Here is a 26,930-nt window from a genome sequence, read left to right as displayed (position 1 = left end):
AAACTGATGTGCTTACCACTGCTGTCGAATGATGTTTTTGAGCACATGCAAATCACCGTGAAAGAAGTGACCTGCACCTGGAATAACCGTTACGGGCAACTTTTGCGGTTCTGCCCAACGCATCACAGCCTCCAGTGGAATGACATCATCTCGCTCACCATGAATCACAATCGCATCTTCGGGCACTGACTCCACAGCCCATTTACCAGCGGCAGTCCCCACCATTACAATGCGCTGTATGGGCTCATTGCGTAAACCCAACTCTTTTGCCACGCAACTTTGCACAAAAGAGCCAAAAGAGAAACCCGCCAAAACCAAGGACGAAAAACCACTGAACTCAGCCCGCATCCAATCAATCACATGCAAAGAATCTTGCGTCTCAGCCACACCGTGGTCATGCTCACCCGATGTCTGGCCAACACCACGAAAGTTTGGCCGAACCGCAATGTAGCCCAAATCGGTCAAGGTACGCGCCAATGTTTGAGCGACTTTGTTGTCCATCGTGCCGCCAAACAATGGGTGCGGGTGTGCCACCAATGCCAAGCCAATCGCCTCACCATTGGGTGAGTCGATGGCGATTTCAATGTCCCCCACCAGTCCTTTAATGAGTCGCTTTTGTGTGCCTGCCATCATTTTTTATCCACCAACAAGCGCTCAACGATTCGGTCATTTTGTAAGTGCTCGGTCACGATTTCTTCCAAATCGGCCTCATCAACGAACTGATACCAGACATTGTCAGGATAAACCACACAAACAGGACCATGCTCACAACGGTCAAGACAGCCCGCCTTATTCACACGCACTTTACCCGCACCAAGCAAGCCAAGCTCGTTGGCTCGCTCTTTAACATAGGCCTGACCATTGACCGCACCATGACGTGAACAATCCCCGCGCGGGTCATCCGCGCCACGTTCATTGAGACAAAAAAAGATGTGATGCTTGAAATGCCCGCTCATGTCGCCATACCTTATATAATGTGTTCATGCAAAATCTCATCGCTTACCCACCAATTGCGCTGCCCACCCTCCAACAGTGGTGGACAAAAAATAGTCAAGCCACCACGCCATTGGCCATCAAATACATGGCGCAATGCGAATCAACCAATGCGCAATTATACAGCAGCGCACGTCAGCACAACACTTTGCTTGTGACCGAACAACAAAGCCACGGCAAAGGTCAGTTTGAGCGAACGTGGGTCAGCCAATCAGGCGATTTAATTTTTTCTGTAGGATTGCTTTTACACGCGTCTCACCTACCTGCACTGTCTTTGCGCATAGGACTTGCGCTCACGCAAGTTTTTAAACAGCATGATTTGAATGTTCGGCTGAAATGGGCCAACGATGTCATTGCCAGCCATCCAGACACAGGCCAACGCGGTAAACTTGCAGGGATATTGGTACAAAGCACCGCCACAGCGCAACCCAACACCCTGTGGGTGGTAGTTGGCGTCGGTATTAATGTGGCAGCGCGACTTTTGCCACAAAACATCTCGCCATCGGTTTTCGTTCCCATTGGATTAGCACAGCTGTCCTCAAAATGGATGAGCCCGCCAGCAGGCGAACGTGAAGCACTACTGATGCAATTGGTCGACACCATCCTTGTGCACATCGAAACTATTTCAGTCCAAGGCAGCTTAGCCAACCAATGGAACCCACATGATTTGTGGTATGACCACGCGATGACGCTCACAGATGCACAAGGTAACGAACATACGGGTATCGGTGCGGGCATTAATGACTCAGGTGAGTATCAACTACTTAGCAACAACACCCTAAAATCTTTCCACAGCGGCCAACTTCGCCCAGAGAAAACCTCATCATGACCATCTTATTTATAGACATTGGCAACACCCGCATCAAGTGGCATTTCGAGACAGAGGCGCAACCACTGACCGCAAACACCACCCCATCGGCATTGAGTCATCACGATACACATTGGCTCGATGAGCTACAGAACGCATGGGCTAAAGCTCCATTTGCAAAAAGCTGCTACATCAGCAATGTTGCCCATATCAATGTTTTGCAACAGATTGATGATGTAATTCATCGCCTATTCCCCAGCTGCGTGACACACAGACTGACCGCACAGAAACAACGCCATACACTCCAGCTCGCTTACGAACACCCCGCACAAATGGGGGCAGACCGATATGCTCAACTACTCGGCGCACAAAGTTTAGCAGCCGATAAAAATCACCTCGTTATCAGCGCAGGCACGGCCACCACCATTGATGGCGTGCTCACTGGCGGACAACACATTGGCGGCTTGATTTTGCCCAGCGTGGATCTGATGCGAAAAAGCCTTCATGAATACACAGCAAAGCTCCCTCTTGAGGGTGGTCAAATCACTCTCGAGCGCGCACCATCCAACACCACCGACGCACTCGCCACCGCCGCGCACCTTGCCAGCGTCGGCGCGGCACATGAATTTGCAGCACGCTACATGCCTGATGACTGCGACATCATTCTATGCGGTGGTCATTCGGACGATTTGGCTCGCGACTTATCACGCACACACAGCGTTCAAATCATCCCATCGCTGTGTTTGTTGGGTTTAAAAACCGTGCAGCTTTCCGAGCAAGACAAACTGTAGTAACCCCAGTACTCTTATTGCCAACAGACTTTATAAACTTACAACAGCTTTATTTTTTCTAATATTTGCCAACACAAGACATCATGCAAAACCCCCGCACTCATTCAAGCACGGGGGTTTTATCTATGAGCGGTTAATCTGCCAGTTGCCGTATGCGCGTTTTCATGTGGATGAGCAACCACAATCCAGGTATCGCCATCACAGTGGCAAAAATAAAGAAATGTGGCCAACCAATGGTCTCGGACAGCACCCCAGAAATTGGTCCGACATAAATCCGCCCCAATGTCGCAAAAGCCGAGAGCAGAGCATAGTGAACCAAACTATGGCCGCTGCTTGACAGCCCCATCAACAACGCGACAAATGCAGCGGTACCCATGCCGCCCGTGATGTTCTCAAAGCACACCACAAACAACAATAACCAGTCAACCACCACGTCTGCACCACTGGCCTGACTGCCTGTCAGTACCTGGGTCACCGAGCCTGTCGCCAACGTGAAGTGCCCCCAAGCATCTTTACCGTACTCGGCCAATACCCAAAACCCCAAATTCGACGCCGCTTGCAACAACCCAAACAGCACCAACGAGCGAAACAAACCCAAACGCAGCATCAACGCACCGCCGAGCAATGCACCGCCGATGGTGGCAAACATGCCAAACATTTTATTGACCAATCCGACTTCGGTTTGTGAAAACTGCACACCCTTGAGTAAAAATGTCGTGGTCAAATTCCCCGCAAACGCATCGCCCAGCTTATAAAAAATAATCAACCATAAAAACAACCATGCCGCATCACGGTCAAAGTAATGACGCAACGGCGTGAGTAATAACTGAAACCGAGCCAAACGCGCGCCCCAGTAAGCACCCGGTAGCGCAAATGTCAAAATAATTAAGGTTTCAGCCAAACTAACCCATTTGGGCACAAAAGCCACCGCCAACCCCGCCTCGGTAAACTGTACCGTCATCCAAGGATTAAGCCATTGTGCCAACGCATCACCAATGTAGTAACCGATGAGCACACCAAACAACATGTAAATAAAGCCATTCACATCTTCACGTGCTTCAAATTTCAGTGCATTACCCATAGACACAGAAGCAAGCAGTGCGCCTGCCAAAGGAATCAAACCAAGCATCACAGGACGCAACATGCCCAAACTATCGGGTGCAGGAAACACCCACTGAACGAGCAGCCAGCGAACCATATAAAACCCCAGTCCAGCCGCTGTGGCCATCAAAACAAAACGACCAAAGTCACGCTGACGTTGGGGTTGTTTCTCATCGTCAGGAATCAGCGGCGTAAAAATTGAAAATACGGCCAAGCCAACCATGACCATCGCCATCAGTCGATACACCGCGCCCCAACCCCATGCATCCGCCAAAATAAATGAAATCCCACCAGAAACAATCATACCGATGCGATAACCGAAAACCCCCAAACTGGCCGACAAACCACGCTCTTCTTTAGGTGCGATGTCGGTGCGATACGCATCAATCACAATGTCTTGTGATGAAGACAAAAATGCCACAGCCACAGCCATGAGCGAAAACTCTAAGGTATTTGCGACAGGATCAAGCTGTGACATCAGGAAAATAATTAAGGCCAGCAGCAGTTGCATCATCACCAGCCAGCCACGCCGCCGCCCCAGCAAAGGTGGCTCAAATCGATCCATTAACGGCGCCCAAATGAATTTATAGGCATAAGGTTGCGTCACCAAACTGAAGATCCCAATCGCTGCCACAGACAACCCTGCCGTCGTCAACCAAGCCTGTAGCGCTTGCCCCGTCAAGGCTAAGGGAAGACCTGAGGCGAAGCCCAAAATCAACAAACTGGTCAAACGCCAGATGCGTGTATTTAGTGGTGCCGCTAAGCTGGATAAATTCATGAGGCTCTTAAGTGAAGGAAAGGGTGAAAATCAAAGGTGCATTTTTTTGGATGGTTGTGGCATCACAGATGACTTGTGTAGAACACTTTTTGATTGTGCTGTTTTTAAGTCATGTACGCTCTGTGCGTGGCTCGCCATCCTACGCTGAATGATTAAAGGGTCATGTCATAATCCACAATGACGGGTGCGTGGTCTGAGAACATGACATCACGGTAGACTGAGGTGTTTTTCGCTTTGTCGGCGATGGCGTGTGACGCAAGCTGGTAATCAATGCGCCAACCGACGTTGTTCGCGCGGGCTTGGCCTCGATTGCTCCACCATGTGTATTGCTCGGTGTTGGGGTGCAATGTGCGATAAACGTCTTTAAGTTCCGCTTCTGCGAGCAGTTGTGTCAACCAAGCACGCTCTTCGGGTAAAAATCCCGAATTCTTCAAATTGCCTTTCCAGTTTTTCAGGTCAATTTCGTTGTGCGCGATGTTCACGTCACCGCAGACGATAAGTTGGCGACCTTGGGCTTTGAGAGACAAAATATGTGGGAGAAATTGGGCAAGAAAGCGAAATTTAGAGGCTTGCTTGGCAGGCTCATCGTTCGAACCTGACGTGAAATAAACACTAACAACAGAAAGATGGCCAAAGCGCGCTTCGACGTAGCGCCCCTCATTGTCAAACTCGCCACCACCATCAAAACCTATCATCACTTCATCGGGTGTATGGCGCGTGTATAAACCCACACCGCTATAACCTTTTTTTTGGGCATACTGAAAGTACCCCTTCAATCCAGCGGGGTTAAGCATTTCATCAGTCATGTCGGCGGCCTGCGCCTTTAACTCCTGTACGCACAAAAAGTCAGCGTTTTGTGTGGGTACCCAGTCAAAAAACCCCTTGCGCTGGGCTGCGCGAATGCCGTTCAGGTTCGCCGTGATGATGCGTGTGGTCATGGTGCATTGTTTGTTTCGTTAATCGTGAAGCGAATTTTAACTGAAACAGCGACTGGGGTGGTTTGAAATGTTACTTGACTGTATCGAGCGACGTGAGGACTTTTAGGATTTTGACTTGATTGTCAAAGCGCCCGACGGACATTTGCCGACGGTTTCGACGATTTCGGCCGAGCTGGCGTTCTGGGATTGTATCCATGGTTTTTCTTTGGGGTGGAATACTTGTGGCAAGTTTTTCACGCATTCAGCGGCGTGTTGGCATTTCTCGGGTTGCCAGATTATGGTGACGTCGCCGTTGGTGTATTCTTTGGTGGTCATGGTGTGCTCCTATTTTTACGGTCGTTTGGTTAAAACCCTTGCTGGGTTGGTGGCATTGGCGCTGTTCGGCTCAAAAGTTTTATAGAACATCTCCGTACTCAGGCGTTTTGTCAAACACACTTTTGGTAAATGGGCACAGAGGGATGATTTTTAGGCTTTTTTCGCGAGCGAATGAAACGGCGGCTGCGACGAGTTACTTGTCTGCGCCTTGGCCTCGGAGTTCATCGGATACTTCGGTGTGGTCAATGATGAATTTTCATTACCCACCCAAACGTAGGTCATTTCAGCGAGTTCGCGGTGGTCTTGTTCGACGAAAAACTTGCCTTTGAAGCCATCATCGGTGTGTTTAATGTTCATATGTATTCCTTAGATTAGTTGGCTTTACTGTTAGCGTATATAGCTCACTGGGCTTTGTCAATTGACATTCATCAACTGATTGGTGGTTCAAGGGAATTGATGCATGCATTTAAAATCATGTGACCGCACCAAAATCGTGCATGACCAGTTCTGCAATCACCTGACTATTCGGTTGTTTTGCCATTCGCCTGCTCTTATAATGCGGCACAAACATTGCGCCAACAAACTTGGCCGATTATTATTAGATGAACAAAAGAGAAAGAGGACTGAGATGACCGACACAACCAGTGGCGTAACTTCTGCTATGGATTTGAATCAAGCCTGGGCTGACTTAAAGCCCGCCGAACGTGAAAACGACCCCGCACATTTAAAAACCGAAATTTTGGCGAAGCTCGCCTATGCCGTGGGCAAAGACCCTGTGGTGGCGAACAGCAGCGACTGGCTGACCGCCACGATTCTGGTCGTACGCGACCATATCGTGGACAGATGGATGGCGAGTACGCGTGAGAATTACCGTGCGGAGAAAAAGCGCGTTTATTATCTCTCATTGGAGTTTTTGATTGGCCGACTGTTTCGTGATGCGATGAATAATTTGGAGTTGACCAGCGGCATCACGCAAGCGTTGTCAGAATTGGACGTAGACATTGATTTCATTCGTGAGCTTGAGCCTGATGCAGCATTGGGTAATGGCGGCTTAGGTCGCTTGGCCGCTTGCTTCATGGAGTCAATGGCCACCGTGGGTGTGCCTGCTTATGGTTATGGCATTCGCTACGACAATGGTTTGTTTCGCCAAGCGATTGAAGATGGTGCGCAAGTTGAATATCCAGAAAACTGGCTAGCGTTTGGTGACCCATGGGAGTTCCCGCGTCGGGAAGCGGCTTACACCATCGGCTTTGGCGGCAGCGTTGAAGTGACCAAAGACTGGGATGGCGCAACCACGTCAAGCTGGAAACCACAAGAAACCGTGATGGCAACAGCCTACGACACACCCGTTGTCGGTTGGCGCGGTGAAAAGGTCAATACACTGCGTTTGTGGCGCGCGCGTCCGACCAGCCCGATTAAACTTGACTTATTCAACAGTGGCGACCACATGGGTGCGCTGTCTGAGAGTAACCGTGCGAAAAGTATTTCTCGTGTGTTGTACCCAGCGGATTCGTCTGAGGCTGGCCAAGAGCTGCGCTTGCGTCAGGAGTTTTTCTTCACTTCGGCGTCGTTGCAGGATATTTTGCGTCGCCATTTACAACAATACGACACGCTCGACAACCTCGCTGACAAAGTCGCGGTGCAGATGAACGACACCCATCCTGCGTTGGCTGTGGCTGAGTTGATGCGTTTGCTCGTTGATCAGCACAACCTCAAATGGGATGAAGCATGGACGAAGACCCAAGCGGTGCTCTCCTACACCAATCACACCTTGCTGCCTGAAGCATTGGAAACATGGCCTGTCAATTTGGTAGAGCGCATGTTGCCACGCCACATGCAAATCATCTACACCATCAACGCGCGTCTGCTCACTGATGTGAAAACCGCTGGCCACAGCGAGGAGATTTTAGAAAAAGTCTCGTTGATTGATGAGCATGGCGGCCGTCGTGTTCGCATGGGTAACTTGTCGTTTGTTGGTGCACACAAGGTCAATGGCGTTGCAGGATTACACTCCGACTTGATGAAAGTCACGGTATTCAAAGAACTACACCAAGTATTCCCTGACCGCATCACCAATAAAACTAATGGCGTCACCCCACGCCGCTGGCTCATGCAAGCCAACCCCGGTTTGACGCAGCTCCTGCGCGACACCATCGGTGACGGCTTTATGGACAACACTGAAAAATTGCGTGACTTGGAGCCATTTGCCCAAAACCCTGCATTCCGTGCGAAGTTTGCTGCGGTCAAATTGGAGAACAAAACACGCCTTGCGCATCTGATTCACGAACGCACTGGAGTTAAGGTTGACCCGACCGCCATGTTTGACATCCAAGTCAAACGCATGCACGAATACAAACGCCAGCACCTGAACATCCTCGAAACCATCGCGTTGTACAACGCGATCCGTGCCAACCCGCATAAAAATTGGGCGCCGCGCGTGAAAGTGTTCGCAGGCAAAGCCGCCGCCAGTTACTGGCAAGCCAAATCCATTATCCGCCTCATCAATGACGTGGGTAATGTGGTGAATAACGATTCTGCTGTACGCGATTTGCTCAAGGTCGTGTTTATCCCCAACTACAACGTCTCAGCCGCAGAAGTCATCATGCCCGCCGCTGATTTGTCCGAGCAAATCTCTACAGCTGGTTTGGAGGCTTCAGGCACTGGCAACATGAAGTTCGGTTTGAGCGGCGCACTCACCATCGGTACGCTCGATGGTGCAAATGTCGAAATGCTCGAACACGTTGGTGCTGACAACATCAAGATTTTTGGCATGACCGCCCAAGAGGTCGAAGCCTTACGCATTAAAGGCTACAACCCACGCGCCACCATTGAAGGCATTCCTGCTTTGAAAGAAGTGCTTGACGGCATCGCCAGCGGAATCTTTTCACCATCCGACAAAAATCGCTATGCGGGACTCGTGGACTCGCTGTGGAACTCTGACCACTTCCTCGTCGCCGCTGATTTTGAAGCCTACACTGCCGCTCAACGTGAAATGGACGCGCTTTGGCATGATCAAGATGCATGGATGACCAAAGCGGTGCTCAACACCGCGCGTATGGGTTGGTTCTCATCCGACCGCACGATTCGCGAGTATGCACAAGAGATTTGGAATGTGCCGACGGTGTGATTTCGACCAATGATTGCTGCATGGCAGTCGTATCTGCCATGCACACCAACCGATTGATGCGTTGAGAAAACCATCACATTTGGTTGGTCAATTCGGGTACAGTACAACTGATTCCAAAGCATTGAGCTTATAATAAAAACATCAGAGACAAGAGGTTTGTATGAATGACACCCTCACAGAAAATGCCATCCTTGCCGCGAGTATTCCCTTTGCGGAAATGGAGGCAATTATTGCGGGCAAGCACAGTAATGTTTTTGCCGTGCTTGGTTTGCATCAGACGCCCTATGGGGACTGGGTGGCTCGGGTGTTTGCACCCAATGTGGCTCAGGTAAGCCTGTACACATTATCAGGTGAATTCATTTCGAGATTGGCTCGTGTGCATGACGCGGGCTTTTTTGTCGCAGCGATTCCTGTGGCACATCATCAACCGCTGATTATTGAAGCGACGACTTGGGGCAATGTGTATCGCTGGCGGTATGTTGATCCGTATAGTTTTGGGCCGATTTTGGGGCCTGTGGACGATTGCTTGGCGGCGGCCGGGGAGCATTTGGCACTGTATAACAAGCTCGGTGCGCATCCGCAGATGCACAGTGGTGTTTCGGGTGTGCATTTTTCAGTGTGGGCACCGAATGCCATGCGTGTCTCTGTCGTCGGTGATTTTAATGAGTGGGATGGCCGTCGTCACGTAATGCGCCGTCGCTCCAATGGTGTCTGGGAAACTTTCATCCCTGATTTGCCTGTTGGTTCGGTTTATAAGTACGAATTGCTTGATGCGGCGGGACTGCCGTTGCCACTCAAGGCGGACCCGTATGGTCAAGCGGCGCAGATGCGCCCTGATAATGCGTCCATTGTGACCAATACCACGCAGTTTGTTTGGCATGATGCCGATTACCTTGAGCAGCGTGAACAAGGTGACAATCGTACCAAACCGATGTCGATTTATGAGGTGCATCTTGGTTCGTGGCAGCGTGGTGAGAACAATCGCTTTTTGACCTATGATGAGTTGGCTGAACGTTTGATTCCGTATGTCAAAGATTTGGGATTCACGCACATTGAGGTTTTGCCGATTACTGAGCATCCACTGGATGCCTCTTGGGGTTATCAGCCGACAGGGTTGTTCGCGCCGACCGCACGTTTTGGTGACCCTGATGGATTTGCGCGATTTGTTGATTCTGCGCATTTGGCGGGGATTGGTGTGATTTTGGATTGGGTGCCTGCGCATTTTCCGACAGATGCACATGGTTTGTCGTATTTCGATGGGACAGCGCTGTATGAGCATGAGGACAAGCGCAAAGGCTTTCACCCTGATTGGAATACGGCGATTTTTAACTTTGGGCGCACTGAGGTGAATGCGTATTTGGTGAACAACGCGCTGTTTTGGATGGAGCGTTATCATCTCGATGGCTTACGCGTCGATGCGGTGGCGTCGATGCTGTATTTGGATTATTCACGCAAAGCGGGTGAGTGGATTCCAAACGAGAACGGTGGTCGTGAAAATCTCGAAGCGATTTCATTTTTACAAAAAGTGAACAGCAAGGTTTATGAGCGTCACGCGGGTGTGATGACCATCGCGGAGGAGTCCACGTCGTTTCCCGGAGTATCGCACCCTGTACACAGCGGTGGTTTGGGCTTTGGGTTTAAGTGGAACATGGGCTTCATGCACGACACGCTCGACTATTTCAAACAAGAACCGATTTATCGCCAGTACCACCACAACGATTTGACGTTTGGCCTGATGTACGCGTTTTCAGAAAATTTCGTTTTACCGCTGTCTCACGACGAAGTGGTACACGGCAAAGGCACGTTACTCATGAAAATGAGTGGCGATGATTGGCAAAAATTCGCCAACTTACGAGCGTACTACGCATTTATGTGGGCGTACCCAGGTAAAAAATTATTGTTCATGGGGCAAGAATTCGCCCAACGCGCAGAGTGGAACGAAAACATTGGCTTGGATTGGCATCTGACTGACTACGATAGTCACGCTGGCGTGCAATCGCTCGTGCGTGATTTGAATCGCGCTTATGCTGATTTGCCATCGCTGCATGAAAAAGACTGTGATGCAACAGGCTTTGAATGGTTGATTGTTGATGATGCCACTCAGTCGGTATTTGCGTGGTTGCGTCGTGGACAAGACAATGCAGCACCTGTCGCCATGATTGCCAATCTGACACCTGTAACGCGTTTGCACTACCGCGTGCCACTGCCGCATGCGGGTCGCTGGCGTGAAGTGATCAACACCGACGCTGCGATTTATGGCGGCACAGGCGTGGGTAATCTAGGCGAGGTTGTTGCCATGGATGATGGACATGGCTGCGCTTATGTTGATTTAACACTGCCACCGCTCTCGACGCTGTATTTATTGTTTGAAGTATGAGTGTTGGCCTAAATAGACCACAATCACAAAAATCGCAGAAGGCAAGCAAAGTTTTATGATAAAAATGTTTGGATAATAGGAGACAAAAATGCAATCAAATCATTCACATCAACGCCTCGCCAAGGACGCGATGGCTTATGTGCTCGCAGGTGGGCGTGGTTCTCGGCTGATGGAGATGACGGATCGCCGCGCCAAACCTGCGGTGTTTTTTGGCGGTAAGACGCGCATCATCGACTTTGCGCTGTCCAATGCGCTCAACTCGGGCATTCGCCGCATCGCCGTGGCGACGCAGTATAAATCGCACAGTCTGATTCGCCACCTCACGCGCGGCTGGAACTTTCTGCATCCCGAGCGCAATGAAAGCTTTGATATTTTGCCCGCCAGTCAAATGATTTCGGAAGACTCGTGGTACAAAGGCACGGCAGACGCGGTTTATCAAAACATCGACATCATCAACGGCTATGCGCCCAAATACATCGTGGTGCTCGCGGGCGACCATATTTATAAAATGGATTACGAAATCATGCTGCGTCAGCACGTCGATTCGGGCGCAGATGTCACGCTCGGTTGCCTCGAAGTGCCACGCATGGAGGCAGTGGGCTTTGGTGTGATGCATGTCGATGAGCACGACACAATTATCAACTTTGTCGAAAAACCTGCCGATCCACCATGTGTACCAGGCTCACCCGATGTGGCACTCGCCTCAATGGGTATTTATGTATTCAACACCGGTTATTTATTTCAACTGTTGTGTGAAGACGCGAACAACCCGAATTCATCGAACGACTTTGGTAAAGACATCGTGCCATACATTGTTGAGCACGGCAAAGCCGTTGCGCATCGGTTCTCACAATCGTGCGTGCGCTCTGATCACGAAGTCGAAGCATATTGGCGCGATGTCGGTACGGTCGATGCGTATTGGGATGCCAATATCGATTTGACGGACATTGTTCCCAAACTCGACTTATATGACCACGAATGGCCGATTTGGACGCACTCCGAACTCACACCGCCCGCTAAATTCATTCATGACGAAGACGAGCGGCGCGGCATGGCGATTAGCTCATTGGTTTCTGGCGGTTGCATTATTTCAGGTGCAAGCTTGCGCAAATCTTTGTTATTCACAGGCGTGGTAGCACACTCCTATAGCCACGTCGAAGGCGGCGTGATTTTGCCGAAAGTCCACATTGGCCGTCATGCGCATCTCACCAATGTGGTGGTTGACCGTGGGGTCATTATTCCTGAAGGCTTGGTCGTTGGGCAAGACCCAGAGTTAGATGCCGCACGCTTTCGCCGAACGGATAAAGGCATTTGCTTAATCACACAACCAATGATTGACGCTCTGAAAGCATAAGACATTATGTTATTTGGTGGGCGTTACCCACCATTTGAATGCTTGTTTGCAGCACATATCCGTCTGCTATATTCAAGTCAGGGCAGGAAACCCACCATTACTCCATTTTAATTGACAGGCTGATTGTATCGGCCCATTGTTTAACAAATCAACCATGACCAAAAATAAAAAAACCACGGATACCATCAGTACGACCGCTGTGGCGACACCTCTGGTGGAGTTGACTAAGTCAGTCAGTACTGTACGGGGCAAAATCTCAGTACTGTCGGTCGCTTCCGAAATGTACCCATTCATCAAAACTGGTGGGCTGGCTGATGTGGTTGGGGCATTGCCCGAAGCACTCGCAGAGCAAAACGTCTCTGTGACTACCTTTTTGCCCGCTTATCCTGCCGTGAAATCTACGGTGGCAAATACAATACCCGTACTCGACTTACCTGCGTTTTTCGGCGGCAATGCCAAAATCCTCAGCGGACAGGTCAATGGCTTGTCGCTGTTCATCCTTGATGCACCACATTTGTTTGAGCGTGCTGGCAATCCGTACTCGGATGCATCAGGCAATGATTGGCAGGACAACCCAGAGCGTTACGCCGCACTATCAATGGCGGCGGCAATGATCGGCTGGGGCGCGATTGAAGGGTTTAAACCCGATATTGTACATGTGCATGACTGGCAAGCGGCATTAACACCTGCCTATTTGCACTATCTCGGTGAAGGGCGTCATCAGCCAAAGACAGTATTGACGATTCATAATCTTGCATTTCAGGGGCAGTTCCCTGCGCACGTCTTTGCGCGATTAAATTTGCCGAACCATGCCTACTCGATGGAAGGTGTGGAGTATTACAACGCGGTGGGGTATCTCAAGGCTGGTATTAATTTCGCCGACGCGATTACCACGGTCAGCCCGACCTATGCGCGCGAGATCTGTAGTGCCGAGGGAGGCATGGGGCTGGATGGTTTACTGCGCAAGCGTGGCAATGCGGTGAGCGGCATTATCAATGGCATTGATATTAATATTTGGAATCCAGCGTCCGACGCGCTACTCGCCAGCTCGTTTGATGCGACAAGTATTGAAAAACGCTTGATGAACAAACGTGCGATTGAAACACAGTTTGGTTTGCCGCAAGCAGACACACCGTTATTTTGCCTCGTGTCACGCTTGACATGGCAAAAAGGCATTGATTTAATCATTGACTCTATTGATGCAATGGTTGGTATGGGTGCGCGGTTGGTGGTGCTCGGCACAGGAGATCGCGGGCTTGAAGCTGCTTTGTACGCTGCCGTCTCGCATCACCCAACACAAGTGGCTGTGCGCATTGGCTATGATGAGGGTGTGTCACATTTGCTGCAAGGCGGCTCAGACGCGATTCTCGTGCCATCACGTTTCGAGCCATGCGGTTTGACACAGCTGTATGGTTTGCGCTATGGCTGTGTGCCTGTCGTCTCGCAGGTCGGCGGATTGGCTGACACGGTGATTGATGCAAACGATGCGGCCATCACAGCGCGTGCAGCGACGGGTGTGAACTTCCACCAAATCACACCCGCAGGATTTCAAGCAGCGGTTGACCGAACCATCAAACTGTATCATCAGCACGACGTCTGGCGCGGTATGCAGCAAGCCGGCATGCACTCGGATGTTGCGTGGCGACGCTCAGCAGCTAAATATGTGCAACTGTATACGGGGTTGTTGCGTTAGTTTCAGTATGAACGGTTGGTCGTGCGCTATCAGAAGTAGCCATAAAACACATTCGCTTTTCACAATCATTCTAATGATGAGGGACTCATGAACATTCAAACCATCTCAACCCAACCATTTGATGGCCAAAAACCTGGTACGAGCGGCTTGCGCAAAAAAGTCACGGTTTTCCAGCAGCCGCATTATTTGGCGAATTTTGTCGCCTCGATTTTTGCGGCGGTCAAACCTGCGGATGGCTTTGTAGGCAAAACGCTCGTGCTCGGCGGCGATGGCCGATACTACAATCTTGAAGCAGTACAAATTGTCTTAAAAATGGCATCTGCCGCTGGTTTTGCGCGTGTACTTGTCGGTCAAAATGGCATCTTGTCAACGCCTGCGGCATCGGCTGTTATTCGGAAATATCAAGCCTTTGGCGGCATTATTTTATCCGCGTCGCACAACTCGGGCGGCGTCGATGGCGATTTTGGGATTAAGTTCAACGGTGAGAACGGCGGGCCTGCACCTGAAAAAATCACCGATGCTATTTATGAACACACACGTGTCATCACGAGTTACGAAATGGTTGATGAGGCTGATGTCGATGTAACGCGCCAAGGTGTTTACGATATTGCGGGCATGGTGGTTGAAGTCATCGACTCGGTGGCGGACTATCAAGAGTTGATGGAGCAGTTGTTTGATTTCAACGCGCTGCGTGGTTTATTTCAATCGGGTTTCACCATGAAATTTGATGCCATGGGCGCAGTCACAGGGCCGTATGCGCACGCGATTTTTGAGCGCGCGCTCGGCGCAGCAGCAGGTACAGTGATGAACGGCACGCCGTCGCCCAATTTCAATGGCCATCACCCCGACCCCAATCTTGTTCACGCAAAAGAACTCTACGATTTACTCATGTCAGACAACGCACCAAATTTCGGTGCCGCATCTGACGGCGATGGCGATCGCAATCTCATCATTGGTCGCCACCAATTCGTCCCGCCATCAGACTCACTCGCCGTACTCGCCGCCAACGCTACCGCAGCGCCCGCCTACGCGAGCGGTCTCGCAGGCGTGGCACGCTCAATGCCGACCAGTGGCGCGGTCGATAGAGTCGCCGATAAACTCGGCATCCCTTGTTATGAGACACCCACAGGCTGGAAATTCTTTGGCAATTTATTAGACGCAGGGAAAATCACCCTGTGCGGCGAAGAATCAGCAGGCACAGGCTCGAACCACATCCGCGAAAAAGATGGCATTTGGGCGGTTCTGCTTTGGCTCTCCATCCTCGCCAAAACAGGCAAAAGTGTGCAAACCATCATGAAAGAACACTGGGCGACGTATGGCCAAAACTACTACACGCGCCATGACTATGAGGAAGTTGACACCACTGCTGCGAACGACGTGATGAACCACATCAAAGCGCAACTGCCCACGCTCGTAGGCACACAACTCGGCAGCTTCACCGTCGCTGCAGCCGATGACTTCAGCTACCACGACCCGATTGACGGCAGCGTGTCGAACAACCAAGGCCTGCGAATTGTGTTTAACAACGGCTCACGCATTGTCTATCGCCTCTCGGGCACTGGTACAGCAGGTGCGACCATCCGTATTTATATCGAACGCTTTGAAGGCAATGCCGCGCAGCATGGTTTAGAAACCCAAGCCGCGTTAGCAGAATTGATTCAACTCTCGCGCCAAGTATCAAAAATTGAAGCCATCACAGGGCGGGTTGAGCCGAGTGTGATTACCTGATGACAATTGGATTTTGTAGGGCTGATTGCCGAAAGTTATCAAAAGACCCGCTTTTGCATCACCCTATAATATTTCATTGGCTGTGTTTTAACAAAAGCAATTCACGAATCGCTTTTATATATTTAAGTTAAGGTGTTTTATGAGCACGAACAATTCAAGAGTTAATATCACTAAAACAGAAGTGCTATCTGACGATTGGTACACTTTGAATAAGGTCACATTTGATTTTCAGAAAAAAGATGGGACATGGGAAACCCAAAGTCGAGAGGCGTATGACCGTGGCAATGGTGCAACGCTATTGTTGTATAGTCGAGTCAAACAAACCGTGGTGTTGATTCGTCAATTCAGATTGCCGACTTACGTTAATGGCAATCCAACAGGCATGCTGATTGAATCCTGTGCGGGATTGTTGGATGAGGATAGCCCCGAAGTCGCCATCAAGCGAGAGGTTGAAGAGGAGACGGGTTTTCGTCTCGAACAGGTGCGTAAAATATTTGATGCTTACATGTCACCAGGTTCTGTTACGGAAATGATTCACTTTTTTGTTGCAGAGTATACCGATGGAATGCGGGTCAGTGAGGGTGGTGGACATGCGAGTGAACAGGAAAATATCGAGGTCTTAGAAATTCCATTTGCTCAAGCCTTGGAAATGATGAATACGGGCGAAATCAAAGACGGAAAAACAATAATGCTGTTGCAATACGCATCTATTCATAATTTGTTAAGAATATGATCGAATTGATATTCAATGAAATTTAAATCAAGTGATAATGGCTGATTGATAAATCAAGTTACGGCTCAAATATTTGATGGGCCTTTCTCCAGTTAAAGAGATTGCGGGTCAACCCGAAACGACACATGGAATGAACGAGGCGATACTCAATCCATAAATGGAAAATCATATGAACCCTTTAAAAATATCCAACGGCAACGCCCATCACTTGGGCGTTTGTTTTGTCGATGCGCAGCAGTCTGCCATCAATATCGCTGTGCTTGCGCCGAATGCGCAGGCGATTTTTTTCTGCGTGTTTGACGCAGCCAATGTTGAGGTAGCACGGGTTCGGCTGCCGATGCGCACAGGGCAGGTGCATCATGGGCGTGTCGATGGTTTGCTGATTCCTAATGAGGGTTTGCGCTATGGTTTGCGGGCGAGTGGGGTTTATGCGCCTGCTAAGGGCTTGTTTTATGACGAGGCGAAGTTATTGGTTGACCCGTACGCGGTTCAATTGAGCCATGCATTTGTTTATGATGATGCGTTGTGTTGTCAAAATTTTGGGGTGGAAACGAGCGTGCTGGTGCCTAAGTCAATTCTGCGTCATGACGTGCCGATGGCCGATTTGTCGGTGATTGCACGCGAGCCACGGGTGATTTACGAGGCTTCGGTCAAAGCATTGACCATGTTGCATCCTGACGTGCCGCAACATTTACGCGGCACAGTGGCGGCCTTACGCGAGCCGTGCGTGATTGAGCATTTGCTAAAAATCGGGGTTGATACATTGGAGTTGATGCCGATTACCGCGTGGGTCAATGAGCGACACCTGCATCACTTGGGGTTGTACAACGCGTGGGGTTATAACCCGATTGCGATGATGGCAGTTGAACCGTCGATTTGCCCTGGTGGTGTGGCTGAGTTGCGTGAGACGGTGGCGGTTCTGCGCACACATGGCATTCAAACGATTTTGGATGTGGTGTTCAATCATTCGGGCGAGTCGGATGTGGGCGGGCCGAGCCTGTCGATGCGCGGTTTGGACAATCGATATTATTATCAGCACGATGATGAATTTAATTTAATCAATGACACAGGTTGCGGCAACACGCTGGCGTGCAAACAAAGCGGTGTGGTGCAATTGGTGATGGACAGTCTGCGCTATTGGGTTCAGGTCGCGGGTGTGGCGGGTTTTCGTTTTGACTTGGCACCTGTGTTAGGGCGTATGGATAAAGACTTTGACACTGATGCGCCATTGCTCGCGGCGATGCGCCAAGACCCTGTGCTCAATAAAGTTTTGTTGATTGCCGAGCCATGGGACATTGGTGTCAACGGTTATCAATTCGGCCACTTCGGCGCGCCGTGGTTGGAGTGGAATGATCAATACCGCGACGATGTGCGTCGCTTCTGGCAAGGTACAGGATTGGTGTCTAAACTCGCCACTCGAGTGGCAGGCTCTTCCGACGTGTTTGCGCCGTCGTATCGTGCGCCACTGACCAGCGTCAACTTCATTGCGGCGCATGATGGTTTTTGTTTACGTGACTTGGTCTCATACAACCAAAAACACAACTGGGCCAATGGCGAGGACAATCGCGATGGCAGCAACGACAACATCAGTTGGAACAACGGCACAGAAGGAGAAACCAACGATGAGCAGATTATCGAGCATCGTCGGCGCGATGTGCGTGCGTTATTGGCCACGCTTTTTTTATCGCAAGGCACCGTGATGATTACCGCAGGCGATGAACTGGGTAAAACCCAAGGCGGTAACAACAACGCTTATGCACAGGACAATGCCAGCACGTGGATAGATTGGGTCAGCCAAGACCATCAATTGATTGATTTTGTAGCGCAGCTGGCCAAACTGCGTGCCGAGACTGACGTATTGCCGCTCGTGCGTTTTTTAACGCCCGATGATGTGACATGGCTGCGTCCTGACGGCCAAGTGATGAATGAGCACGACTGGCACAACAACAGCCTCACGTTGGGCATGCGTCTGCGCGCAGCGACGGGGGATTTGTTGGTTTGGTTCAATGCAGCTCACAATGATGTTGCCATATCGCTGCCCCATCTGGACGATGGTACAACGTGGCACACGATTTTGAGCAGTGCAACCACCACTGAAACAAGGGTTGCCGCTCAACGCAGTGTTCTGGTGTTGCAATCGCGCGTTTTGTAACGCATCAAAGGAAGCTTAGCGATAAGTTAAGATGCATTTACTTATTGTGCAGCGCGCAAGAGCGGTTCAGCCTTTACACGCCGACGAAACAACAATACGACAGCTTGATCCCGGCAGCGGTAAAACGCACAGCGCATACATTTGGGTTTACCGAACAGCAGGCAACTCACCACCATCATCGTATTTGTCCACCAGCCCAGCCGTGTGGGCAAACACGCACGCCAATTTCTAAACCATTGGCGTGGACACCTCACGGTCGACGACTACTTAGGTTACAAAGCCATGTTCAATGACGAAGTGGTTGAACTCGGCTGCTGGACACACGCCCGTCGCAAATTTCATGACGTGTTTGCCGCCAACGGCAGCACCCCGCACTCGAAGCATTAGAACGCATCGGCCAGCTATACGCCATCGAAAACGCCATTCGCCCCATCGCCATCGGTAAGAAAAACTGGTTCTTCGTCTGCTCCGAACGAGCAGGCAAACGCGCTGCCGCAATTCAATCACTACTCGCAACCGCTAAAGCGAACGAAATTGAACCAAAGTCTTGGATGCCAGGTAACTCACCAATGTCGATCAGTTTGGATGAGTTCGTCAAAAAATGGGGCGGCATTCAATCAGATTATCAGCCATTGATTGATTGGTTTGAATGGGCACCTATGACAATTTCTGGTGACAAACAACAGTACAGCAGAATGTGGAACTTAACATATAGGAACCAAACACCTAAAAACAGTGAAGGGAACCTCAACATACAGAGGTTCCCTTACAAAGCATGCGGTTAAATCACACCTGGCATATTTACAATCAAGGCAAAGACACCTCAAAGCGTCGGTTAGGCGCCAAACACGCGATGGTTGCCGCAGACTTATTGCCTGGGCAATTCACCAAAGGCTTGGCTGCGCCCATTCCCTCAATCGTAATCAAGCTCTCATCAATGCCTTGACTCACTAAAAATGCTTTAATGGTTTCAGCTCGTTTAAGTGAAAGCTTTTGATTATAGGCAGCCGAACCCAAACGATCAGTGTAAGCAGATACTTTCAACCCTTTTTGTGTCTTCGAGTCTTCCAATAAATGCTTAGCCAAATCAGCCAGCTTCTTACGTCCTGCGTCCAACAAATCAAAGCGGTCATACTCAAACAAACCATCCGCTGAAAGCATCACAGGATAAGATAACGGCTTACCTGGCTCATACGTACTGAACGGCACACGGAAACCAAAGTTAAACAAGCCAGGCAAACCTTGAGTCAAACGTTTAACCAGTGGGTTTTGCGTTGTAGAAACAGCGCCCTCAGGGACAGTAGCCACATCGACCTTCACAATGAAGTTACTGCCACGCGCCCACTGACCTGGATTAATGCCTTCAATATGGTAGCGGCCATATGCATCGGTTTCGATTAACAAGCCTTCTACCGTCGCCAGACGAACCCCAGGAATTCCTGGTTCACCGTCATCCTGCATGCCATTCCCATTGCTGTCTTCAAAGACCGTACCGAGTATTCGGCTGTCCTCAAAATCAGGATCTGCCGTGCGTGTAATTGAAGCACATGAGCGGTTACTTGTCACGGCGGAAGAGTCGTCCCGTGCTTGCGCACAGTTCTGTAAACTACCTTGCCCTGCACTTGCACCAACTCGCATCATGTAAGTCAAAGTCATCTTCGACTTAGACGCCAACTTCAAGCCTGAGACTGTCAATGGGTACTCAGCAGTAACAGTAAAGCTTTGTCCCCCACTGATTTGAGCTGAACCAGAAACATAGCTTAAACCTGGTGCGGGCTGATCAATCAACTTGAAGTTATCTGCATCATATGCACTAGGGTTTTCTATAATCACTTCGTATCGGACAAAATCACCAATTTTTGCTGTCTTCGTTTTTGCTGATTTTGTAATAAGTAAACCGACATCTTTAACAACTTTCAACTCAACAGTACAAGTAGCACAAGTTCCGTAACTAGGAGACACTGTATTGACAACTGTGCTTTGAGCTTGTGTGTTCACTTTTGCCACGTAATTAAAGCTATAGCTACCAGCAGCAGAGCCAGAAGGAATCGTACAAGATAATATCTGGCCAGCAGAAGTACACCCTGCAGGAACAGAAGACAAAGTCAAGCCGTTACCTAAAATATCCGTCAAAACTATATCACGTGTTGAAGCTCCCCCAGATATAACAGATGTAAGAGTGTAATTAATAGACTCATCTATTCGCACCCCTGACTTTCCTGTAGCACCAGATGTTTTATTGGTAGTTACAGACCACAACGGATGAGTCACCGAGCATGAAGAACATGTGCCAAAACTAGAAACAACACTATTCGAAACACTCACACTCGCAGCGTCAGTTACTGTTGCTTTGTAGGTAAAACTGTGCTCACCTACTGCCGCCCCAGATGCCAAAGTACAAGAAATTTTCTGACCTGAAATAGAGCAACTACTTGGCACTTCTGCAACCGTCAAGCCAGTACCCAGTGTATCGGTCAACACAATATCTCTCTGCGTTGGGTTACCAGAAACCGTTGTTTTCAAAGTGTAACTAATTGTGTCTGCTGGCGCGACTGCTGTACCAGCAACAGGCAGAGAAGTTTTTACTGTATCAAGCAACACACCCGAGTAAGTCACAGTACAAACAACGTTTTTACCGGAATATATATTTGATAAAGTAAACGAACCCCCAAACGAAACTTGAACATCTGGATTAAGACCATCTGAACATACCCAATTTGCTGAACCCACATAATTGAGTTGATTGCTAGGAACAGCGAAAACTGGAGTTGGTAAAGCAGCTGATGCTCCAATCAAAACCGTAACATCATTTGATGAAATATCGTTCGTACCTGTGCTTTGCGCGCTAAATGCATTGGTATTAGTATCTAAACCTGTAGTAGCAGCAACATTAACGACTTCTCCTGGGGTTGCACCAATCCACTTCACTTGTAACTTCAACTGTGCACTCGGAACCGTCGGCGTTTCTTGACAGGCATCAGCAATTTTATCTGTACCACCAATACTCAATATTGCTCTGTTAAACAGACCGTTTGCTGGCTGCGTGTTACACGTATTATTCGAACTACTGCCATTCAATTGAACTTTAATACGTACATTGACATCATAAGTCTCAGTAGTTGGCGTAGAGACCGATCCTGCATCAATACTTTCGCTACCGATAATGCTTACATTTAAGCCTTGCCCTGTAAATCCAGGATTAACAGTTCCTGAGACATTACTTCCTTTTGTAACGGTCGGCGCACCAACAACTGTTACATCAGACTCAAAGCCAAATGCATCACTCAACCCATAAACAGTTGGATTAGCATTGGTATTTGATACAGTGATTCGGTAAACCATGTCAAATTGGTCACTCAAACCCTGAACAGGCGTAGGACCCGAAGCAACAGTTTTTGTGACAGATACTCCGTCAACTAAACTTGTGTTCGTGAGAGTACAAGTGAGAGTTTTACCTACGCTGGCACTCGGCACAGTTAAATTTGCTCCTTGTGCAACAGTAAAGGCAGAATTTGTACCATCAGAACACGACCATGGACCCGTACCATAATTAACAGCATTTGCAGGTACTGCAAACACCTCTGTTGGTAATGTCCCAACCTCATTGCCAGCAACAACTACTGCGCTTGAAGAAACGCTGTTCGAACCAGTAGCTGCCGCATCAAATGCTGGAGTATTCACACTGAATCCAGTAGTGGCAGGTATATTTACACTTTCTCCAGGTACCGCACTAACCCAAGTCTTTTGCAGAACCAAATTTACCCCAGCAACAGCAGGTGTGTTTGAACACGCATTTGCACTCTGATCTACAACACCAGAAACACTTAATACACCAGTGTTAAACAAACCTTGCCCAGAAGTCGTACCTGAACATACATCGTTTGCAGTTCCAGAACCTGCTGGAACGTTAATACGCACCGTCACATCGTAGGTTTCTGTTGTTGGCGTCGCAGTTGAACCTGCCGCAATCGATTCGCCTGCAATAATCGTGCTGTTGGCAGTCGTGCCATTGAACGCACCATTAACTGTGCCTGATACATTTGCGCTTTTAACGATCGTTGGGCTACCTACGATTGTCACATCACTGTCAAATCCAAAAGTATCTTTCAAATCATAATTTTGGGCAGCATTTCCAGTGTTGCTAACAGTCAAGCGATAAGTCGTATCAAACTGCGTCGGTTTGCCCGAGACGACTGTTGGAGCCGATGTAACGGTTTTGGCAATCGTCACTGTAGGCGATAACTTATTAGTCGCAGTGATCGATTGTATACCGCCATTTGGCATCGTAGTGGGACTTAACGCAGTGAAAGAAGGCGTTTCCCAAAAATATTTAGAATCAGGAGACGCTGGCAAAGTTTCAGCAACAGTACATGTCGCCCCTGCAGCAATGCCAGTAATGCTGACAGTTGTGTTAGTTGGAAAGTTGTTTAAAGTTGCTGATTTTTGAGTATTGGCAACTGGCAAGTCACAGGTGGCCGTAAATGTAAAGCTTAGTGGCCCTGTGATGCCAGATGGCAATGCCAACGACTTAGTCACTTCAATAGTACCGTCTAAGAAGCGTTCAGCAAAATCATAATTCACACCAATCGCATTCGTTGGCATAACCACGCCAGTAATTGAGCGACCTGCAGCTGTCCCGCTCGAAGTACCATTGACAGTACCAACATTGGCTTGAAAAATGGTAGTTGCCGGCGTTCCAGAAGGCGTTTCTGTTATCGTCCAAGTACCCGCAATCACCCCTTGGAATGAAGCAAGTGCTGTGCCAGTTGCGGTACTATTTGGGAAAATTTTATTGTTGGTTGCTGCACCTGGTTCAAAACCATAACCACCAGAAGCAGGGTCAACAAGCATACTAAACACTGATCCTTGATTGCCATCCAAACATGCGCCAGCAGTACAAGTAATCGTCACAACCGTACCAGCCAAACCAGTCTCTCCAGCATCATTGGTGCCATTAGCATTTGTGTCAATAAAGACTTTACCACGCAAAGAGGCCGCGTCCAAACCTGTAATAGTGACAGGCGAAGCCGAGCGGATATTCTTAACCGTAGCAGGATCACCGCCAAATGGTAAGGTGTTACCAAACACATCATTTGTAATGGTTGTTGTCGAATTAACAAACGGTGCTCTTAACTGAATGACGCCTTTACCAGAGAAGCCTGAATTTAAATCGCCAGATGTACTAAATCTGACAGCCGTAATACCAGCGGGCAAAGGATTTCCCGTAACCCAAGAAGTCCAATTCACACCTGTCTGAGCACCTTCATTGCCAACTGTTTCAATAGCTGTCTTAATAGTTGCGGAAGGATCTGTTGAGTACTCTATATTGACTGTGCCTTGGGCAGCAGAATCCATTGAGCCACTCAAACCTGTGACCACAAATCCTGGTGTGCCTAAGTTTGTCGTGCCGTTATAACCATCAAATGGCAACAAATCAACAAAGAATGCTTTACCTGTATTGGTTGAACCGCCGTTACCAAAAGCAATGTTGTATGAGAAGGTCTCAGCAGGACCAACCTTACCATTGGTCACACCTACAGTTGTCTTTGTCACACTAAATGCTGCCACACCGCTGACGCTATAATTGACGGTTTCTACGCGATCTTCAGTACCCACACCATTAAGGTCCGTAAAATCTGTCGGCGAGCTGCTCACACTGCTCAGTGTAGAGTTGGCCACTGGGGCATTTACCGTTGTTTTTAATGCAATTGAAACAGATGGATAGGTTGTTGGATGTCCGTCATATGGATTAACTACAGAACCACCAACTGCGGCAAGATCACCGAACGAAACCACCACACTACCAGTCGAAACATCATCTGCCGTACAAGGAATGCCGTCTGGACCGAAATTACCCGCTGTGTAAACCGCGTTGCTCGGCAATGCACTTTCGACGGGTAAAACACAGTTACTAGGTAAGTTCAAAGTGACTTTCGCATCTTGAACAACACCATCGACACCAGCCACGGGCGAGCCAATCGTTGTCGGCGTAATCACCGCATTGAAGGTTTCGTTGGGCGCAACAGAAGCATCGCTAACTGTAATGGTATGACGCAATAAACCTTTGATCAAGTGCATATTACCACCTTGGTTGCTGATCCCAGTGCCGCTATAGGTAGACTTAACCAAGCTCATTTGGTCTGATTTATACTGAGTGAACCAGCGTGTAGTGCTTTGATTCGCTACACTGGTGTCGGTCGTCATTGTAACCGGTACGTGGTAAATATACTGATTCGCGGCAGCAAGACCATTGGGCGCCAAAAAACGAACCACTGTCGCACTGCTCATACCGCCACTAAGCGAGGCAGGGTTTGTTACCCATCCAGACGCACCATCGCCTGCAGTACCGCAGTCAAATGCCTTGCGACTTGCGTCGTCCGAAAAGCTTTGGTTACTGTATTCAATAATAGCACCTGCGACAGGAGACAAAGCACTCAATGCAGGATAGGCACCAGCAGATGTAGCACTTGTTCCAATAAACGCATTTCCGCTCAATTTGGCATCCGTGTTATCCCACACCATGCACTGAGCGGTGTTGGTATGGGTTGTTAAGTTAGACGGCCCACTGAACAAGCCAGCCATCATGAGTACTTTTTGACCCGGTAAAATTGCCTCGGTCAATTCGGTTGGGCTATTATCAAACAGAGTATTATCACCATAAACCGCCGACATATCGACATTGGCCAAACCTGCGTTCTGAGGATTTAGTGGCTGCGCAACTGCGGTTGCTGTTAATCGCCCACATGTCTTGGTGGTACTTCCCACTGGACACGTAAAGGTTGGATCTTGTCCTGGGGCTGTTCCAGAACCAAAGTTAGAGGCTCCAGATACACTGACAGGATCAAAACCAGAGATTTTCGCTGTAATCTCAGTCGTTACACCACTTGGGAAGTCCGTAACAGGACGAGACACCTTGACATTGGTGCGAGTGTTCATATAAAAAGAACTGTCAATCGCGTTTGTTACACCAAAATAATCCGTATCGGCTCCAGTCACCGTCACAGTGATCGGCGTGCCTGGCCCACCCGCTTGAGTACACGTGCGAGTACCAGCAGTCAGGCTCGATGAAATTGTGACTGGGGTACACGTTTCCAATTTTGTATTAGGTGATACCTCAATAGTGTATGAAAAAGAGGGGCCTTGTAATGACTCATACCCTTTGAAAGGATTGTTGACTGCTGGCGCACCCGTATAAGTCAAAAACAGACCTGAATAAGAATCAACCCCATTGATTGTTTCTCGATTAGGCCCTAAGCCAAGAAGCTGAATCTCTGTTTTCGGTGTCGCAGAAACAGTCAAATTAGCAGAATTAACCGTGTTACCGCTCGCTGAGAAAGACGTACTAAAAGTAGTGTTGTTTGCCAGACTAAGCACTTGAGCGACCAAGTTAAACGACTCTGCACCAGGTGTAGGTTTGCGATTACATGTCAACGTGCGCTGATCAACGCTTAATGTACCGCCACCAGTGCCGTTACAAACACTTGCACTCGTCGCAGTTGCATCCCAAATAGCACCAACTGGCAGTGTAAACACCATAGGCACGCTCGTATTGTCAGACGCGACATACGAGACAGTATAGGTAAATTTATCCATCGTCCGGACAATACCATTACTTGCAGAGGTATCAAGCCCAGCACCGCTAGTTGCATCAAATGGCGCAGTACCATCTGAAATAACCGACATAGCCAGTGAGCTCACAGCAGCGTTTGCGCCAACCGCAGAGAACCCCAAAGCAGCAACAAGTGCCAACTTAGCAGCAACTCCTGCTTTCCACCAAGTTTTTGTTAATAATTTTTTCATAACCGTTTCAACTTTCATCCACTCACGTACGTCAAACAACTCACTCATTCTCTTTTTACCGACATTCAACATGGTTTAGAACCTTCCTAAAATGTTGATAAACCAGCCTTTGTGGTCGTAGTCCAAATCAGTCAAGTCACTGCTGTAGTCTGTGAAGTTATAACCAAGTCCTACCTTCATGTACTTATTCACATCTTTGTCCAACGACACTAAGAAACCACTCTTAATGCCATCATTTTTGA

17 protein-coding genes and 1 pseudogene are annotated in these 26,930 nt (G+C 49.0%); 10 read left to right on the top strand and 8 right to left on the bottom strand.

Features of this window, described 5'->3' with window-relative positions:
• Positions 1–12: 12 nt before the first annotated feature.
• Both IE082_RS10475 and IE082_RS10470 read right to left on the bottom strand, forming a co-directional pair.
• On the bottom strand, positions 13–633 hold the full coding sequence (locus tag IE082_RS10475) for an alpha/beta hydrolase (RefSeq protein WP_189493863.1): 621 nt from the start codon (positions 631–633) through the stop codon (positions 13–15).
• Positions 630–956, bottom strand: a complete 327-nt coding sequence (locus IE082_RS10470; RefSeq protein ID WP_189493862.1) for a (2Fe-2S) ferredoxin domain-containing protein — start codon at positions 954–956, stop codon at positions 630–632. Before IE082_RS10470 ends, IE082_RS10475 begins: the two co-directional genes overlap by 4 nt.
• Positions 957–982: 26 nt before the next feature.
• Between IE082_RS10470 and IE082_RS10465 the strand changes: the two genes are divergently transcribed.
• Positions 983–1,822, top strand: a complete 840-nt coding sequence (locus tag IE082_RS10465) for a biotin--[acetyl-CoA-carboxylase] ligase (protein WP_189493861.1) — start codon at positions 983–985, stop codon at positions 1,820–1,822.
• A complete protein-coding gene (locus IE082_RS10460) occupies positions 1,819–2,592 on the top strand; it encodes a type III pantothenate kinase (protein WP_189493860.1) in 774 nt (257 codons plus the stop codon). The genes IE082_RS10465 and IE082_RS10460 overlap by 4 nt, the downstream gene beginning before the upstream one ends.
• Positions 2,593–2,725: 133 nt before the next feature.
• Here IE082_RS10460 and IE082_RS10455 read toward each other — a convergent pair whose 3' ends face one another.
• The 5 genes from IE082_RS10455 to IE082_RS10440 form a co-directional block, all read right to left on the bottom strand.
• Positions 2,726–4,471: an AmpG family muropeptide MFS transporter gene (locus tag IE082_RS10455; RefSeq protein ID WP_189493859.1), complete on the bottom strand. Its 1,746-nt coding sequence runs from the start codon at positions 4,469–4,471 to the stop codon at positions 2,726–2,728.
• A gap of 152 nt (positions 4,472–4,623) precedes the next feature.
• Positions 4,624–5,409 (bottom strand): exodeoxyribonuclease III, encoded by a 786-nt coding sequence (locus IE082_RS10450; protein WP_189493858.1) that lies wholly within the window; start codon positions 5,407–5,409, stop codon positions 4,624–4,626.
• A 102-nt stretch (positions 5,410–5,511) separates the two neighbouring features.
• Positions 5,512–5,724: a (4Fe-4S)-binding protein gene (locus IE082_RS10445; RefSeq protein ID WP_189493857.1), complete on the bottom strand. Its 213-nt coding sequence runs from the start codon at positions 5,722–5,724 to the stop codon at positions 5,512–5,514.
• 79 nt (positions 5,725–5,803) lie between these two features.
• Positions 5,804–5,869 carry a hypothetical protein gene (locus IE082_RS11505; RefSeq protein WP_373295101.1) on the bottom strand — a complete coding sequence of 22 codons (66 nt, stop codon included), beginning with the start codon at positions 5,867–5,869 and terminating at the stop codon, positions 5,804–5,806.
• A 5-nt stretch (positions 5,870–5,874) separates the two neighbouring features.
• A complete protein-coding gene (locus tag IE082_RS10440) occupies positions 5,875–6,081 on the bottom strand; it encodes a hypothetical protein (RefSeq protein ID WP_229809825.1) in 207 nt (68 codons plus the stop codon).
• A gap of 271 nt (positions 6,082–6,352) precedes the next feature.
• Here IE082_RS10440 and IE082_RS10435 point away from each other — a divergent pair, with 271 nt between their 5' ends.
• From IE082_RS10435 to IE082_RS11300, 8 genes and pseudogenes are all read left to right on the top strand, one after another.
• The gene (locus IE082_RS10435) at positions 6,353–8,851 is read left to right on the top strand and encodes a glycogen/starch/alpha-glucan phosphorylase (RefSeq protein WP_229809824.1); all 2,499 of its coding nucleotides are present in this window, start codon (positions 6,353–6,355) and stop codon (positions 8,849–8,851) included.
• 160 nt (positions 8,852–9,011) lie between these two features.
• Entirely contained in the window at positions 9,012–11,228 is a 2,217-nt protein-coding gene (glgB, locus tag IE082_RS10430; protein ID WP_189493856.1) for a 1,4-alpha-glucan branching protein GlgB, read from the top strand.
• Positions 11,229–11,316: 88 nt separating this feature from the next.
• Positions 11,317–12,582 carry a glucose-1-phosphate adenylyltransferase gene (glgC, locus tag IE082_RS10425; RefSeq protein WP_189493855.1) on the top strand — a complete coding sequence of 422 codons (1,266 nt, stop codon included), beginning with the start codon at positions 11,317–11,319 and terminating at the stop codon, positions 12,580–12,582.
• A 154-nt stretch (positions 12,583–12,736) separates the two neighbouring features.
• Positions 12,737–14,275, top strand: a complete 1,539-nt coding sequence (gene glgA, locus IE082_RS10420; RefSeq protein ID WP_229809823.1) for a glycogen synthase GlgA — start codon at positions 12,737–12,739, stop codon at positions 14,273–14,275.
• Positions 14,276–14,362: 87 nt separating this feature from the next.
• Positions 14,363–16,003: an alpha-D-glucose phosphate-specific phosphoglucomutase gene (locus tag IE082_RS10415; protein ID WP_189493854.1), complete on the top strand. Its 1,641-nt coding sequence runs from the start codon at positions 14,363–14,365 to the stop codon at positions 16,001–16,003.
• A gap of 139 nt (positions 16,004–16,142) precedes the next feature.
• Complete coding sequence (gene nudK, locus IE082_RS10410; RefSeq protein WP_189493853.1) at positions 16,143–16,736, top strand: GDP-mannose pyrophosphatase NudK; 594 nt, start codon at positions 16,143–16,145, stop codon at positions 16,734–16,736.
• A 169-nt stretch (positions 16,737–16,905) separates the two neighbouring features.
• Positions 16,906–18,888: a glycogen debranching protein GlgX gene (glgX, locus tag IE082_RS10405; RefSeq protein ID WP_189493852.1), complete on the top strand. Its 1,983-nt coding sequence runs from the start codon at positions 16,906–16,908 to the stop codon at positions 18,886–18,888.
• Between the two features lie 31 nt (positions 18,889–18,919).
• Positions 18,920–19,275: pseudogene (locus IE082_RS11300) on the top strand (IS66 family transposase).
• A gap of 420 nt (positions 19,276–19,695) precedes the next feature.
• Here IE082_RS11300 and IE082_RS10390 read toward each other — a convergent pair.
• Positions 19,696–26,736: an OmpA family protein gene (locus IE082_RS10390; RefSeq protein WP_189493849.1), complete on the bottom strand. Its 7,041-nt coding sequence runs from the start codon at positions 26,734–26,736 to the stop codon at positions 19,696–19,698.
• Positions 26,737–26,930: the final 194 nt, after the last annotated feature.

This window comes from Formosimonas limnophila, from assembly GCF_014652675.1.
GTDB lineage: Bacteria > Pseudomonadota > Gammaproteobacteria > Burkholderiales > Burkholderiaceae > Hydromonas > Hydromonas limnophila.
The sequence above is the reverse complement of the archived record's forward strand: the minus strand, read 5'-3'. Positions and strand labels throughout refer to the sequence as shown.